Origin of the sequence: Leptospira mayottensis 200901116 (assembly GCF_000306675.2) — a bacterium.
Taxonomy (GTDB): Bacteria; Spirochaetota; Leptospiria; order Leptospirales; family Leptospiraceae; genus Leptospira; species Leptospira mayottensis.
The window spans coordinates 1,275,001-1,290,457 of sequence record NZ_CP024871.1; the positions used below are offsets into that span (position 1 = coordinate 1,275,001).

Annotated in this window: 14 protein-coding genes and 1 pseudogene (1 of these 15 cut by a window edge); 13 read left to right on the forward strand and 2 right to left on the reverse strand. The window is 41.5% G+C overall.

The features are described 5' to 3' along the window. A protein-coding gene (locus LEP1GSC190_RS05665) for a TPR end-of-group domain-containing protein (protein ID WP_004280535.1) crosses the window boundary here: on the reverse strand, positions 1-176 show its start. 649 nt of this gene lie to the left of the window's left edge; the window shows 176 of its 825 coding nt (coding positions 1-176); its start codon is at positions 174-176; its stop codon lies off the left edge, out of view. Between the two features lie 557 nt (positions 177-733). Between LEP1GSC190_RS05665 and LEP1GSC190_RS05670 the strand changes: the two genes are divergently transcribed. From LEP1GSC190_RS05670 to LEP1GSC190_RS05730, 12 genes are all read left to right on the forward strand, one after another. After that, positions 734-1,444, forward strand: coding sequence for a LolA family protein (locus LEP1GSC190_RS05670; RefSeq protein WP_004279926.1), 711 nt, complete (start codon positions 734-736; stop codon positions 1,442-1,444). A 26-nt stretch (positions 1,445-1,470) separates the two neighbouring features. Continuing rightward, the gene (locus LEP1GSC190_RS05675) at positions 1,471-2,589 is read left to right on the forward strand and encodes a helix-turn-helix domain-containing protein (RefSeq protein ID WP_002760635.1); all 1,119 of its coding nucleotides are present in this window, start codon (positions 1,471-1,473) and stop codon (positions 2,587-2,589) included. A 6-nt stretch (positions 2,590-2,595) separates the two neighbouring features. After that, entirely contained in the window at positions 2,596-3,918 is a 1,323-nt protein-coding gene (gene rimO / locus LEP1GSC190_RS05680; protein ID WP_004280072.1) for a 30S ribosomal protein S12 methylthiotransferase RimO, read from the forward strand. Next, positions 3,915-4,661 (forward strand): CDP-diacylglycerol--glycerol-3-phosphate 3-phosphatidyltransferase, encoded by a 747-nt coding sequence (gene pgsA / locus LEP1GSC190_RS05685; RefSeq protein ID WP_002760693.1) that lies wholly within the window; start codon positions 3,915-3,917, stop codon positions 4,659-4,661. The genes rimO and pgsA overlap by 4 nt, the downstream gene beginning before the upstream one ends. After that, the gene (gene trpD, locus LEP1GSC190_RS05690; protein WP_002760684.1) at positions 4,636-5,646 is read left to right on the forward strand and encodes an anthranilate phosphoribosyltransferase; all 1,011 of its coding nucleotides are present in this window, start codon (positions 4,636-4,638) and stop codon (positions 5,644-5,646) included. Before pgsA ends, trpD begins: the two co-directional genes overlap by 26 nt. Positions 5,647-5,701: 55 nt before the next feature. Further along, positions 5,702-6,031 (forward strand): preprotein translocase subunit YajC, encoded by a 330-nt coding sequence (gene yajC, locus LEP1GSC190_RS05695; protein WP_002760794.1) that lies wholly within the window; start codon positions 5,702-5,704, stop codon positions 6,029-6,031. Further along, positions 6,028-6,795 carry an SRP-less Sec system protein gene (locus LEP1GSC190_RS05700; RefSeq protein ID WP_002760760.1) on the forward strand — a complete coding sequence of 256 codons (768 nt, stop codon included), beginning with the start codon at positions 6,028-6,030 and terminating at the stop codon, positions 6,793-6,795. The genes yajC and LEP1GSC190_RS05700 overlap by 4 nt, the downstream gene beginning before the upstream one ends. Before the next feature lie 9 nt (positions 6,796-6,804). After that, a complete protein-coding gene (secD, locus tag LEP1GSC190_RS05705; protein WP_002760605.1) occupies positions 6,805-8,733 on the forward strand; it encodes a protein translocase subunit SecD in 1,929 nt (642 codons plus the stop codon). 2 nt (positions 8,734-8,735) lie between these two features. Beyond that, positions 8,736-9,674, forward strand: a complete 939-nt coding sequence (gene secF, locus LEP1GSC190_RS05710; RefSeq protein WP_002760805.1) for a protein translocase subunit SecF — start codon at positions 8,736-8,738, stop codon at positions 9,672-9,674. Continuing rightward, entirely contained in the window at positions 9,674-11,038 is a 1,365-nt protein-coding gene (locus LEP1GSC190_RS05715) for a bifunctional diaminohydroxyphosphoribosylaminopyrimidine deaminase/5-amino-6-(5-phosphoribosylamino)uracil reductase RibD (RefSeq protein WP_004280324.1), read from the forward strand. The genes secF and LEP1GSC190_RS05715 overlap by 1 nt, the downstream gene beginning before the upstream one ends. Then, a complete protein-coding gene (locus LEP1GSC190_RS05720) occupies positions 11,023-11,619 on the forward strand; it encodes a riboflavin synthase (protein WP_002760728.1) in 597 nt (198 codons plus the stop codon). Before LEP1GSC190_RS05715 ends, LEP1GSC190_RS05720 begins: the two co-directional genes overlap by 16 nt. Positions 11,620-12,111: 492 nt before the next feature. Continuing rightward, entirely contained in the window at positions 12,112-13,317 is a 1,206-nt protein-coding gene (locus LEP1GSC190_RS05730) for a bifunctional 3,4-dihydroxy-2-butanone-4-phosphate synthase/GTP cyclohydrolase II (protein WP_002760620.1), read from the forward strand. A gap of 179 nt (positions 13,318-13,496) precedes the next feature. Here LEP1GSC190_RS05730 and LEP1GSC190_RS20565 read toward each other — a convergent pair. After that, a pseudogene (locus LEP1GSC190_RS20565) lies at positions 13,497-13,875 on the reverse strand (IS4 family transposase); the annotation flags it as partial. Between the two features lie 563 nt (positions 13,876-14,438). Here LEP1GSC190_RS20565 and LEP1GSC190_RS05740 point away from each other — a divergent pair. Next, on the forward strand, positions 14,439-15,434 hold the full coding sequence (locus tag LEP1GSC190_RS05740) for a sulfate ABC transporter substrate-binding protein (protein WP_004280176.1): 996 nt from the start codon (positions 14,439-14,441) through the stop codon (positions 15,432-15,434). Positions 15,435-15,457: the final 23 nt, after the last annotated feature.

A 15,457-nucleotide genomic window follows, 5' to 3' on the forward strand; every position in this document is an offset into this window, starting at 1 on the left:
TTTTCGCTCTCAAAATTATCATTTTCTTCAGCAAGAATAGAAAGGTTGAAAACAAGGAGGAGAATCGAAAAAAGACCAAGCCATCTCAAAATAAACGACCTTCGAAAAAATGGAAAGTTTTCTTCGAGTAAATGATATCGAAAAGAATCGAAGCTTACAATGATTGGTCGTTTCACGAAATAGAATCTAATCCTATATTCATATTGTGGCTCTTTGCAAAAAATTTCATTCCAAATAGTATCAGGGACATACAAGAATTGTAAATGAATTTAAACGACTTTTGTATGGGTTTGTGGTCTTGAATTATAAATAAAAGGAAGTTACAAGATTCGGATTATAAAATTTAGCATTCAATCGGACCTTGCTTTTCACACTAATCGTTTTCGCGTTAGTATATCGGATTCACGTTATTTAAGGTGAGTTTTCATATAACTTCGTCGAGTGAAAAAAGAATTTTGCAGAAATGTCTCTCGGTATTGGTTTCGCAAAATAGGGATGAGCTTCTTAAAGTTGCCGATAATAAAGTCTGACTTGCGACTCTTGCTCGGGCCACTTTTTCTATGTCCGGATTTTCGATCGCACTTCACAGAAGAGCCCACGGGACTATCTTTCGAACGAAATTGTCTTGGAATCAAAATTTGACAGATCGGGGTCGACCCCAATTTTAGAAAGTGACAAGGTTTCCAAGGTATCCGATGTTAGTAAAAAAATCCCGGGAGATCCGGTTTTTCTCATGAAAAAAACAATCATTCTCTCTTTTTATATTTTATTTTTAGTCTTAGAACCCGCTCTCCTGGCGCAACCCGCGCATAATTGGAACTCTCCTTCCGAAGTCGTTAAACAGGTGAAGAAGAAGTTCAACGATCTGAGTTCCTACAAGGCCAACTTTCAGATCCAAACCGTTTCCAATAGAAAGAGCAAAAATATGAGAGGGGTTTGTCTTTACAAAAAAGGCGGAAGAATTCGGTATCAATTTAGTGATCCTTCCGGAGATGAGATCGTTTCCGACGGAAAAACTTTGTATATTTACATAGCCCGTCTGAATGCAGTGGGAAAACAGGATCTTACACTCAATAAATCGAATAAATCCGGTCCAATCTTTTCCAGTTTTACGGATGAAGGCCTTTCCAGAATTTTTAGAAAATACCACTATAAGTTTGATTCGATCGAACAACCACAAACTTCTTCCAAAGATGGACGTAAATATTTTGTACTCAATTTGGAACAAAGGGAAAAAATAGGCGGTTTCGAAACCATGCTCCTTTATGTGGATGCGGAAACGTATTTTATTCAGAAAGCGGTCGCAAGCGACGGAAGAGGAAAGGAAACTACGGTCGAATTCTCCAACTTGGAAATCAATCCGGATCTAGAAGATGGACAATTCAACTTTCATATCGGTGGAAACGCAAAAATTATAAACAACCCGCTTGTGTCGGAACAATAACCCTAAGTTCTAGAAGGAGAGAAACTTTGAATCAGAAAAGAGTAGGGCAAATTCTCCGCGAGGCGAGAGAAGAAAAAAAACTCAGTGTCAAAGATGTAGCAAAAGAAACCAACATCTCCGTTAAATACATTCTTGCACTTGAGACCGAGGATTATTCCCAGTTTCCGGGTGAAACTTTCACTATGGGTTTTTTAAAGAATTACGGGAGTTATCTCAAACTTGATACTGGACAACTCATCAACTTGTATCGGGGAGAAAAGATTGAAGAATCCCAAGCCCCGCTCGAAGAGCTGACCCGTCCGACCACTTCGTATTATACAAAAATCAATGTGGATAAAAACAAAATCTTTACGATTGCGTCCGTATTGATCATCCTTATTTCTGCATACCTCATCATTGATAGTTTTATAGACCCTTCTTCTGGGGACGATGCAGTGGAGGAATCCGGTAAAAAACTGGATATTCCCGAAAACATCGATTTTCTTACCCGTTCCATTCCGGAAAGTCGAAGCGAATCTTTTATTCTCACGCCCGATAAAGGAGTGAGTTTTTCCGTGAGCAACCAACAATGTAAACTGTTTATCGACTCTGTGGAAAAAGGAGGTGCCTTAAATACAGCGGTCCTCGCATTTAACGTATATCCCGAACTCACTGTGTATAAATTCCGTCTGAACGAGGGACAAGAAAAAGTTCTGAGTTATACAATTCCGGAAATTTCAAGTCTTAGGCGTAATGTTCGGATCATAGCGCAGGCCGTGACTGAAAATTCTGCAAAAGTTCTTGTAACGTTAAGCGAAGAGGAGCAAAAGCAGGAAAACAAGAACAATGCGATAGATAACACCAAAACGTTAGGCGACGTTCCAATCCAAGTGACCCTGTTTTTTAATAAGGTGAGTTATGCAGAATTTATCATCGATGGCCAGATGGGATTTAGAGGTCTTGTCCAAGCGAACGAAACCAAAAGTATAGAGGCAAAGGATCGTCTCGAACTGAAAGTAGGAGACGGTTCTGCCGTGGAGATGATTCAAAACGGAAAACCTAAGATTACCTTAGGGCGTCCGGGAAAACTCGTGAAGAAAATATTCGTGAAAACGCAGAATCCTTATGATAGTACTCAGTCCATCATCAAGGAGCTGGGAGAATAGAATTTTTTGGACAAGAAGTTCTACATCACCACTCTCGGTTGTCCCAAAAATACCGCGGACTCTATGAGTATGCATCATTCTCTTTTGGAAGAGGGATTTACTCCGGCCACTTTTGCGGAAGAGTCCGATTTTCACTTTATCAATACCTGCACTTTCATTCAATCGGCTACGGAAGAAACGATTCAGACAATTTTATCTGCGGCCCGGGTCAAAAAACAAAATCATCAGAAACTGGTCGTAGTAGGTTGTTTTGCGGAACGATATCCGGATAATATCAATTCCGAAATTCCGGAAGTGGATCTGTTTTTCGGCACGGGCAAATATGCACAAGCGGGTAAAATACTGCGGGAAAAATTTCCGGACCTTTCCCCTCCGAAACGCGAATTCAACGATAGTCTATTAGAAAGATTGAAACTATCTTCCGAGATCGAAAATTATTCTAAACCGTATGCCTATGTGAAGGTTTCCGACGGTTGTAACCGTGGATGTTCATTTTGTATCATTCCTTCCTTTCGAGGTAAGTTTCGGGAATCTCCCGTGGAAGATATTCTTCGGGATGCGGACCGTGCGATCCGTGCGGGTGCTAAAGAAGTTTGTTTGGTTTCCCAAGACACCGTATATTACGGAAGGAATTCCGAAGTTCTTTTGGATATGGTCCGCAAAGTTGCAGAGATCGATTCCTTGGAAATTTTAAGGCTCTTGTATCTGTATCCGGATAAAAAAACCGAAAAGTTGATCCGGCTTATGGGGGAAACTCCGAAAATCGCTCCGTATTTGGAATCCCCTTTGCAACATGTATCTTCTAAAATTCTAAAGTCGATGAATCGAGTCGGGGAAAGTTCCACTTTCAAGGATCTTTTTGCCTTGGCGAGAGAGGTCAAACCCGGTCTCGAAATTCGGACTTCGTTTATCATCGGTTATCCCGGAGAGGAACCGGATGACGTGGATCAGATTCTGCGATTTATTGAAGAAACGAGACCGGAAAAGGTAAATCTGTTTTCCTATTCTCCGCAGGAAGGAACTAAAGGTGCGGAGTTAAAACAAACCGTTCCTGAAAAGGAAAAATCGAAACGAATCAATCTGATTCGGGATGCACACTTGGCGATCTTAGAGGAGATTCACGAATCCCGTATCGGTCAAACTTACGATGCGATCGTGGATTCGGTCGAAGAAGACGGCCAGGTCATTGTCCGCAGATTTCAGGATGCCCCCGAAATGGATGAGGTCGTGTATGTGGATGAAGTTTCCCTGATTCCGGGTATGATCGGAAAAGTGCGGGTCGATTCCTTTTACGAATACGATATGAACGGAACCTGGATTTCTAAATGAACAAATCTATTTTCAATATTCCTAATCTTCTCACGATGCTTCGTGTCGTAGCGGTCCCTTTTTTCGTATGGTTTCTATTCCAGAAAGAACTGGAATATCACATAGCCGCTCTTGTGCTTTTTTCCGTGGCTTCTCTCACCGATTTGATCGACGGTTATCTTGCCCGAAAGTGGAATCAGGAAACCGAGTTCGGTAAATTCCTGGATCCTCTTGCCGACAAGATCATCGTAACGGGTTGTTTTATTACGTTTATATTTTTGCAGGAACAAATTGAATTTTGGATGGTTTGTTTGATCATAGGACGGGATATGCTTATCACGAGTCTTCGTTATTTGGCGATCCGACAAGGACATTCGATTCGAACTACCATGCTTGGAAAGGTCAAGACGGTATTTCAAATGGGGGCTATTCTTTTGATCCTCATATTTTTTATTTTGGTTTCGAGCAAAAAGAGAATTTTGATCAACGAGGCCTATGCTTCCGGAAAGGCGAGTGGTCTTACGGTGTTTGAAATTGCCACTGGGAATGCGATTTACTTTTTCCAAAATCTGAATAAAAATACCGGACTTGGAGACGTTATTTTCGGTTTGGGAGCTTTCGTTCCTTATTGGGGGATGCTCATTACTACCGCGATCACCGTGATTTCCGGAATTCGTTATCTCGTTACCAACAGTAAGGTTCTTCGACCTTCTCATATCAAAAGGATGTTTCAGAAAAATGGAACCAAGAGCAATCGTTCTTAAACTGGTCGAACGTAAACATATCAGTGTCGAAGAGGCCGAATTCTTTATGAGTCGTGTAATGAAGGGGGAAGTTTCCGAAATTCTTGTTTCCTCTTTCGTGACTGCTATGCGTGCCAACGGAGAATCTGTGGACGAGGTGCTCGGTTGTACCCTCGCCCTTCGTAAGAACGCACTCAAGCCTAAGACTGTATTTCCCTTTGATCTTTTGGATACCTGTGGGACCGGTGGGGACAACCAAGGCACGATCAATATTAGTACTCTTTCCGCTATCACTTTGGCTTCTTTGGGAGTGAAGGTGGCAAAGCACGGAAACCGTTCCGTATCCTCCCATACCGGTTCGAGTGATATTCTCGCTCGTCTCGGGTATCAAACCGAAACGACCCAGGAAGAAGTGGAAGCACATCTCATAAATCGCGGATTTACATTCTTATTTGCGCCGATGTGGCATCCGTCGATGAAGTATGCGGGTCCGGTTCGTAAAGAACTTGGGTTTAGAACTGTGTTCAATATGATCGGTCCTCTTTCCAATCCGTTTTCCCCACAATTTCAGATCATCGGAGTTTACCAACCGGAATTGACGGAATTGTTCATTAAGGTTTTGCAATTCCTAGGTTTGAAACGGGCTTTGGTTTGTCATTCCCGTGATGGTCTGGACGAATTTTCCATCTTTCAAATAACAGATTATACTCTCTTAGAAAATGAGGTTATCAGTCGTCATTCTTTTGATCCTATGACTCTTGGGCTTTCTTCCTTAAAAAGAGAGGAAGTATACGCCAATTCCAGTGAACATGCGGAAGTTTTGGCCAGAAGAGTTTTGAATTCAGAGCCGATTGCGGGAACACACGCGGTGGCTTTAAATGCGGGAGCGGGGCTTTTTGTGATGGGAAAGGTAAAAACAATTGAACAAGGTTATAAAATCGCTTGGGAGGCTCTCCTTTCGGGAAAAACAAGAAAGTATTTCGAAGATTTAATTTCCAAAGAGTAAACGGGAAAAATACTGGTAAGAGTTTGACAAAAAAGACCGAACAGGAAAGTAAATCATGATTTTTAATTCCAGCATATTACTACAACTGGCGCAGGCCGCCGGAGAAGGGGATAAATCTCCTTTTTCCACTTTGCTTCTGATCCCGATTATGCTCGTGATTATGTATTTCCTAGTCATACGCCCGCAGAGGAGCGAAGAAAAAAAACGTAAAGAGATGATAGGCGGTTTGAAAAAAGGAGACGAAGTGATTACTTCGTCTGGAATTCACGGTAAGGTCGTAGAGATCAAAGACAACAACGAGGTTGTAGTTCTCAACATCGCAAAAGATACGAACGTATCTTTTACCGCGAGTACCGTTTTAAAAAAGAAACAAGCAGACAAATGAAAAAAGTCGCGGTCTCAATTCTGATCTTTTTATTTCTAGGAAATCTATCTTTATTTTCTCAGGATGGGGAAGAAGTTGATTTTTTAGAAAAGGTTTCAGAACCCAAAAAAAAGACCGTCAGCAAAAAATCTTCGAATTATAGCTCTTCGAGCGGTTCTAAGATTTCCAAAAAAAAGGAAAAAAGAAGATTCAAAAAAAAGAAGTCTAAAAAGTCTTCTACTGTTCCGACCAATCCAGAAAATTCAAAGAAGAATACGGAGCCGGATAATAACGAGGGTAGCTCTTCCGGAAACAATACTTCTCAGAATAACGGATCGAATTCATCTAACTCCAATACACAAATCAAAGAGTCCGGTAATGTAGACGGACAACCGCTTGCGAGTGCGAGTGTTTCCAAAACCGATCTGGGAGAACTACCCAAGCCGTATTGGGTCAACGAAGAGATGAAGGTCCGTCCGAACAATCTGCCCGGTTATACCGCCTCTGTTGAATCCGAAAAGCCGGAGCAGGGCGCTTCCTTTAGGAGTAGTCTTTCCGAAATACTGAAGTTAGGCGAAGACAAAAAAAAGGAAGAGGAAAAAAAGAAAGTTCAGGGAGGGCAAAAGGCCGGTTCTTTTACTGGTTTTCTTTCCGAATATAAGAAACCTATTATCATTGTAGTATTTATTCTATTATTTGCTTTGTATCGATTGAAAGCGGGTAAATCGCGCGGCAATTCTAGTCGCAGATCCCCGGTTACGATCAATAAAATGAGAAGAGATTAGGAGTTTCCCTTGAAATCTGCGACATGGATTTTCCTGCCGCTTGCTATTATTTTAGTGGCTACGGTAATACTTTATCCCAACTTTGCGACTAGGGAGTTGGAACTTGCGATCAGAAAAGAATTTATTTCTCTCCCGCCGGAACAAAAAAAGGCGATTCTTTCCCGGTTTGAAAAACGTTGGAACCTAGAATACAAACAATCCGACTGGGTGATTACTCCTGTTCCAACTGCTTTTCAGGAAGAATCTTATCTTTTGGTCAAAGGTAGATTTATCACTTCCGCAAAGATCAACCAAATCTCTCAGGAAAATCCAGAGCTGATTTTGGAAGCCAAAAACAAGCTCCGTCCAACTTTCGTGGAGGAATGGATTACCAAAGGACGTCCTCTTACGATTAAACTCGGTCTCGACTTGCAAGGTGGGATGCGGGTCGCTCTGAAAGGGGATTTTGAGGATTACGCGTTCAAACTTCGTGAAAGTTATATTAAAGAAATTGAAACTTTACAAAAGACCGTGGCGGATCCTTCTGTTGACGAAAAAGAAAAGAAAAAGGCTAAGGATCGCCTGAGCGAGATCGAAAGTTATTTTGAACTTTCCCCGAGCCGAAAACTTTTAGAACTGGAAAAGGCGAAACTCATCATTGATAATCGTCTTACAAGTCAAAACCTCACCGAACCTCAGGTGCGAATTCAAAAGGATCAGGATTCCATCGAAGTTTCTCTTCCCGGTGTGACTAACTCTTCCCAAATTTTGGAAATCATCCAGAACACCGAAACCGTAGAATATCGTCTGGAAGAACCCGAGAATTCGGCGGGAAATGGACTTACCTATGCAGCAATTATCCAGCAGGAAGAAAATAAACTTCTCGAACTGAAAAGAAGAGAAGAAACCGATATCGTTCAATATCAGAATATTGTAAAACAAAAATTAGGTAAGGCGGAACAGGATAAATTTCTGCAAGCCTTAGAAGATAAGTATAAAATTCCCAAGGATAAATACAGGATTTTTGCCTATTGGGCGAGGGGAAACAATCAAAATTCTCCTTTACTTCCGAGACGGTTCATCGTTTTGGAAAAAGCGATCGCTCTGGACGGAAGAGATATGAGGGATGCGAGGCCTTCCTTTGAAAATAATTCCTTCGGTTATATCGTTTCGTTTACTCTGACCAGTTCGGGAGCCGAAAAATTCTTCGAGATCACTTCTCAAAACAAAGGTAGAAATTTAGCCATTGTTTGGGGAGACAAAGTGGTTTCCGCTCCTACGATTCGCGGCGCAATTGCGGGTGGTGTAGCGCAGATCGACGGTTCCTTTGCCAAAGAAGAGGCGGTGGATCTTGCAAACGTAATCAGTGAAGGAGCGCTTCCAATTCCTCTCCGAGTTTTGGAAATGAGATTTATCGGGCCCACTCTTGGGATCGAATCCATCGAAGTTGGTATGAAGGCGGTTCTAATCGGATTCGTTCTTGTCATGTTCTATATGATTTTGATCTATCGTCTTTCTGGTTTGGTCGCCAATGTCGCCCTTTTTGCGAATATTCTAATCCTCAGTGCTCTCCTTTCCTTGATGGGATTTACTTTGACTTTGCCGGGTTTTGCCGGGATCATTTTGACCGTGGGTATGGCAGTGGATGCGAATGTGATCATCTACGAACGGATCAAAGAGGAATTGTGGGCCGGTAAATCAGCCGCGGTTGCGGTGGCACAGGGTTTCGACAACGCATTCTGGACGATCATAGACAGTAACGTAACCACGTTGATTTCCGGGATTTTGATGATCCGCCTTGGAAACGGTCCTATTAAAGGATTTGCGATTACGCTTTGTTGGGGGATCGTTACTTCTCTTTTTACATCCTTGTTCTTAAGCCGTTTGGTGATGGATATTTTGGTCAATAAGTTGGGAGTTCAAAGACTACAGCTCGGCTTTAAAAAATTGGAGTATTAAGAATGTTTGATTTTATAAAATACAAATACGTTTCCATCGTCTTTTCCTTGGTTCTGATCATATTCGGTTTTGGTTATACATACTTCGTTCACGGAGGGTTTGCAAATTCTTTGGATTTTAACGGGGGACTTAGAACCGTGATCGAGTTCGATCAAAATACGGACCGCAGAAAATTGGAAAGCTATTTTGCGGAAAATAAGATCGAAGCGGTACTCTTACTCTTGGATAAGGAAAAACATCATTATCAAATTGATATCGGCCTCGGTTCTCTGGATTTCATTCTACAAAAATACAGGGAAAAGAGCGGATTGAAACCTACGGATAAGGTGGAGCTTTCCGGCATTGACGCCCTTATTTCTATCCTGATTGCGGATTTTGGAATAGATAAAAGTAATGTACTCAGTGCCAATCAAGTCGGTGCGATCGTAGGGGGTGAACTTTCTTCCACTGGAATCACTCTGCTCGGACTTACGATGGCGATTATTCTTGCGTATATCAGTTTTCGATTTCAATTCAAATTCGCCTTGGGAGCGATTGTGGCCTTGACCCACGATTTAATACTGACTGTTGCATTTATTGGGTTTTTCCAAATCAAACCGAGTGTTCCGATCATCGCGGCTCTTTTGACTCTCCTCGGATATTCGATCAACGATACGATCGTCGTTTTTGATCGAATTCGGGAAAATGCGTCCGGAAATTTGGACCAAACTTTCGGTCAGACCATCAATTCTGCGATCAATCAGACTCTGGGAAGAACGTTTAACACGTCTTTTGCGACTCTGATCTCCATTGTTGCGATTATCATTGGGGGAGCGACCGAACTTTTCGACTTCGCTTATGTACTTACCTTTGGGATCGTCATCGGAACGTATTCTTCCATTTTTATCGCGGCTCCTCTCGTGGATATCTACGACCACATTATACGAAAGGCTCGAGGCTGATGACTCTTCTCCCGGAAAAATTTCGGGAGGAATTGCGTAAACTTTCCTTTTTATCGACGGGCGAAAGTTCCCCGAATCCGCCCGTTTCTTGTCTTATCACGGACGTTGACAATACCCGTATCCTTGCCAAAGGTAGGACTTCTCCAGTCGGAGGACCGCACGCAGAGAGAAACGCATATTACGAATTTTTAAAGAATGGATTTTTTCAAAAACCGCATAACGTTTGGGTTACTCTTGAACCTTGTACTCATAGCGGAAAAACTCCTCCTTGTTTGGATCTGATTTTAGAACACAAACCGAAGACACTTTACTACGGCCGAAAGGATCCGAACCCGCTCGTTCGCGAAAACGAAGGATTGGAGCTTTGCCGACGGGAAGGGATTTTAGTTGTGGCTGAACCTGGTTTAAGGGAAATCGCGGAGGAAAGTTTGTTCGGATTCGTTTCTCGGATCGAAAGAAAAAAACCCTCTATGATTCTGAAGACCGCACTTTCCAAAGAAGGTTTTTTTTCCAAAAGAGATAAGTCTCCGATCCGTTTTTCAGGAAATATTTCTAATCACTTAACGTCGATTTTACGGGCAAAGTGCGACGCGGTGCTCGTGGGACCGGGAACCTTGTTCCACGATAACCCCGGTTTGGAATTCCGGATCGGGGAAAATACCGGTTTAGGTATCAGCCACCAGTTCGAAGCGGAACCCAACTTGGAAAAGGCGGGTGTTTTGAAGTTTGAATACGGTTTTTCCTTTAAGGGAGAATCCGGAATGGATAATGTTGCGGGAAAAAATTCGGGAAGTACGGATATTCCTAATAGAAGTGAGGGATTTTTTGGGGTTTCCTATTTTTTGAAGAATGTCCTAAAGTATGGATTTGAGCCGGAAATTTTGGAGATCCATCGGAAGTTCCGGGAACGATATCAGCCGTACCGTGTTTTTATTATATTCGAAGAAAGGAATATACCAGAGGGATGGATCGAAAAGCAAAAGGAGATCAACGAAAATAACGGTTCTAAAAAATGCGTTTTTCTCTTCAAAAGAGGGGCTTTTTTTGAGGAAAAAATTAAAGAGCAACTTCGATCCCTTACAGAAAAAGAAATTTATACCTTCGATCCGGAAACACTTGCGGAAGAATGTTTTGCATTTTTATCTTCGATCGGAGTGAACCTGTTGCTTGTGGAGGGGGGAAATCTGATGTACGAAACTTTCTTCCCTAAAATGCAGGAGAACGATCTCATTCTGAAAATTCGATCTTCTCGTTCTGTTTCCAGTGGGATAAAACCTTTGCTTATTACGAATACGGAAACCTTATTTTGGAAAGCAAACGTAGGAGAAGATATCTGGGAGGCGCACGGATGTTTACGGGTTTAGTGGAAGCTACCGGAAGGATTCTTGAAATTCAAGAAACGACCGAAGGAAGAGATTTTTTAGTAGAGACGAAGTGGGCTCAGCCGGATCTCAAATTAGGCGATTCGATTGCGGTTAACGGTTGTTGCCAAACAGTTACCGAATTTTTTGAAGGAGGAAACCGTTTTCGATTCTACGCCAGTTTTAAAACGTTAGAACTTACGAACTTCAAATTTTTAAAAAAAGATGCACAAGTCAATTTGGAACGAAGTGCCCTTCCGACAACCCGTTTGGGAGGACATCTCGTGAGTGGGCATGTGGATGGGACCGGAAAAGTTCTCAGCAAGGAAGAAAGAGAAGAGGGAAGTGTGGTTTGTTATACGATTAGAAACGATTCTTCCCTTTCAAAATACATCGCTCCGAGAGGGAGCATTACAGTGGACGGGATTTCGCTGACTGTCGTGGATTCTCGTCCGGATGAATTCGATCTGGTTTTGATTCCCGAGACTCTTAAAAAAACGAATGCTAAGTTTTGGAGTTCCGATACAATTCTCAATTTAGAAATCGACCTTGTGGCGCGTTATTTAGAACAACTTCTGAAATAGTTTTTGGTTTGAATATAGTCTAAAAATTCTCTAGCTTGATCTTAAAATGTCGTGTAACATTTATAATTTGTCGTCACGGAGATCTATTGAGTCGAAAAAGCCTTGAGTTTTAAGATACGTTACACAAGTTATTTTTGAAATAGATGATACTCTAAAAACCTCGGATTTTGTTTTGTAATGGGCGGTTTTTGGACATGAGCCGATTTTTAGGGACGGGCCTCAAATGATACAAGATTCTCTATTTGAGTTCGAGTTTTTTCATTTTCTTGCCAGGAGTCGTTTTGAAAATCCATGCCGTACGTTTTGTTTTGAGATTATTTCTCCGTAAAAAACGGCTTGCAAGAGAATAAAAGTTCCTCTTTCACTAGACTTAAAGAAGTTTTATTTTGAAGGACTAAACGTTATATCATTTTAGAAAAACTCATGATAAGTTGATATTTAAGCTTCTGTAGTCAAATTTTAGTCCAATAGAAGAGATGGTAAGAAAGATTTATGGTTCAACCCATTGAAAATGCAATCGAAGAAATCAAATCCGGGAGAATGATTATTCTTGTGGATTCGGAAGACCGAGAAAACGAGGGAGATCTTGTCGTTGCGGCTGAGTTTGCGGATAAGGAAAAAATCAATTTTATGGCTACGTTTGGCCGTGGTCTGATTTGTATCCCAATGGAAGCCGAGCGCCTTAAAAAACTCGGACTCAACCGAATGGTGGACGATTACTCCTTGGGAGATAAACACGGGACTGCGTTTACGGTTTCGGTTGATGCGAAACATGGAACTTCTACCGGAATTTCCGCTCAAGACAGAGCAGTTACTGTGCAAACTCTTTTGGATGATAAAACCGTGTCTGCTGATTTGATGCGTCCCGGACATTTGTTTCCTCTTCAGGCCGTTCCGGGCGGGGTTTTAAGAAGGGCAGGTCACACCGAAGCGGCCGTTGATTTATCGAAGCTTGCCCGTTTATATCCTGCGGGTGTTATTTGCGAAATTATGAATGATGATGGGACTATGGCTCGTCTTCCGGATCTGGAAAAATTTGCAGAGAAACATGGACTGAATATTTATACAATCGAAGATTTGATCCGTTATCGAAGGGCAAAGGAAAATTTGATTCGCCTCGAAGTGGAATCCAAATTACCAACCGAATACGGAGACTTTACGATTCGAGCGTATTCGACTCTCATAGATGATAAGATTCATGTTGCTCTCATCAAAGGCGACATTAAAAAAGAAGAAACCACGATGGTTCGTGTTCATAGCGAGTGTCTGACCGGAGACATTTTTTCGAGTAACCGATGCGATTGTGGTCCACAACTACATTCTGCTTTGGAAATGATTTCCAAAGAAGGAAAAGGTGTGCTTCTTTACATGAGACAGGAAGGAAGAGGAATCGGTCTGATTAATAAATTAAAAGCTTATAATATTCAAGATAAGGGATACGACACTGTTGAAGCCAATGAAAAACTCGGCTTTGCTCCGGATTTAAGGGATTACGGAATCGGAGCCCAAATTTTGAGAGAGATCGGTATCGGTAAAATGAAAATTTTAACGAACAATCCTCGCAAGATTGTCGGTTTGGACGGTTACGGTTTGGAAGTTGTAGAAAGGGTTCCAATCGAAATTCAACCGGGCTCGGACAATCATAATTATCTGATGACCAAAAAATTAAAACTTGGGCACATGCTCGGTCTTGGTTGAACTTGAAACCGCTCTCAATATCCGTCGAGCGATCCTGGACTAGAAGCGAGGTTTGAGTTGCTCGAAGGCTCTTAGCGCAACTAAGATGAGCGATTCATAAAGAGCCATAAAACCTTACCCACAAGTCAGGTTTTCGTAAGTAATTTAAACATAAAGCCGATGAGGAACAGGTCCATATGTTCTATGGACGTTTTTCTTCTGTCCTGAGTTTGGTTGCGCCTAACTTTGTCCGTGACCACATTTTTAAGTTCAATATTTCTAAAGAGATTCCATCAGTCGTAAACGCTATCAATGGATGCAAAGTCGTCCCTGAGTTTATCGGTCCCAAACCTTTAACTTGATCCATTTTTCTATAATAAATTTCCGTTGTGTCGCTTAATGCTGTTTCTTGTTTTTGAGTTCGTTTCTTTGTTGATTGGCTATGTGGAGATAGTATTTTATCATTAGATACTTTCTGATTTGAAAAATACGATATGCACTTTTCGTGCCTGCCCAATTGCCAAATATATCAGGCAAATTCGTTTCGCCCTGCTTTGTCATCACACTTACTATTTTCTTAGTCGTTATCTTATCTTTGATATTTGTGGGCGCTATTTCAGGTTTCTCGTCGTGCCTTGCATATCCCTAACGCAGGAAATGGAAAGAGTAAAACAGGAAAATGTCAGGTTATAGATCATTGAAATACGATTTCGGAAAATATTTGTTAAAGCGAATTCCAATGATTTCGATCCCGCAATACTCCTACGTCTTATTACGGACTTGATTTTAACGTGAGTTCGAAGTAATAAAATGAGAAAGAATTTTCTAAAAGTATGAGTTCCTACAATTTTAGAATTTGTTCGTAAAATGGTAATTTGCGGTATCCGCACTTTAGAAATCGATCTGTAAAGTTTAGATTCCAACTTTTTTCAGAAAAATGAATCTTCCCACACTGAACTCAGTTGCTTTTAAAGTTTGGGGTAGACTCTGAAATGTTTGAGTTCTTACATGAAACAATCCTTGATCTAAAAGCTTACAAATTTCTTTACTTTTAGAGGAGATTTAAGAATATTGGATCAAATTATCTAATAAATTAGATTTTTTTTCACTTTGTTGTAGGATTTGCCCAGGGAGAGATCGAAATGAAATTCAAATCTTTAAGAACATGGATTGTATTGTTCTTTGTTTCGTTTTCATTGTTTTCAGAAACCAAACTTTTGAACGTTTCCTACGATCCGACTCGGGAATTGTATTCTCAGATCAATAAACTCTTCATTGCACATTGGAAAAAACAAACCGGAGAAGACTTAGTCATCCACCAATCTCACGGAGGTTCCGGTAAACAAGCAAGGGCCGTTATCGACGGATTGGAAGCGGATGTAGTAACCTTGGCGCTTGCTCACGATATCGAAGCAATTGCGGAAAAAACGAAACTTCTTTCTACTGATTGGGAGAATTTGCTTCCCCATCAAAGTTCCCCTTATACTTCTACGATCGTATTTTTGGTCAGAAAAGGAAATCCAAAAGGAATCAAGGATTGGGATGATCTTGTGAAACCGGGAATCGGAGTGATTGCGCCAAATCCTAAAACCGGAGGCGGGGCGCGTTGGAATTATCTCGCGGCCTGGGGTTACGCGAAAGAAAAATACAGGTCGGAAGAAAAAGCAAAAGCCTTTGTAAAAAGTCTTTATGCGAATGTTCTCGTTTTGGATTCGGGTGCAAGAGGTTCCTTAACTACGTTTATTCAAAGAGGGATCGGAGACGTTCTCATCTCTTGGGAAAACGAGGCTCATTTGGCGCTCCAAGGAACCGCAAAGGACGTTGAAATCGTATTTCCATCTGTGAGTATTTTAGCCGAACCTTCCGTAGCGGTCGTCACGAAAAATGCGGAAAAACACAATACTCTTAAAGTCGCCGAGAGTTATTTGAAATTTTTATATACTCCGGAAGGCCAGGAAACGATCGCGAATCATTTCTATCGACCTACGGATAAGAAGATCGCCTCCAAATATAAGAGTTTATTCAAAAATTTGAAACTGTTCACGATTCGAGACGTTGCCGGTTCCTGGAAGAAGGCCCAGGAAATACATTTTGCGGACGGTGCGATCTTCGATCAGATTACGGCCAAGACTAAATAAAAGAACTCTTAAGTTCGAATAGA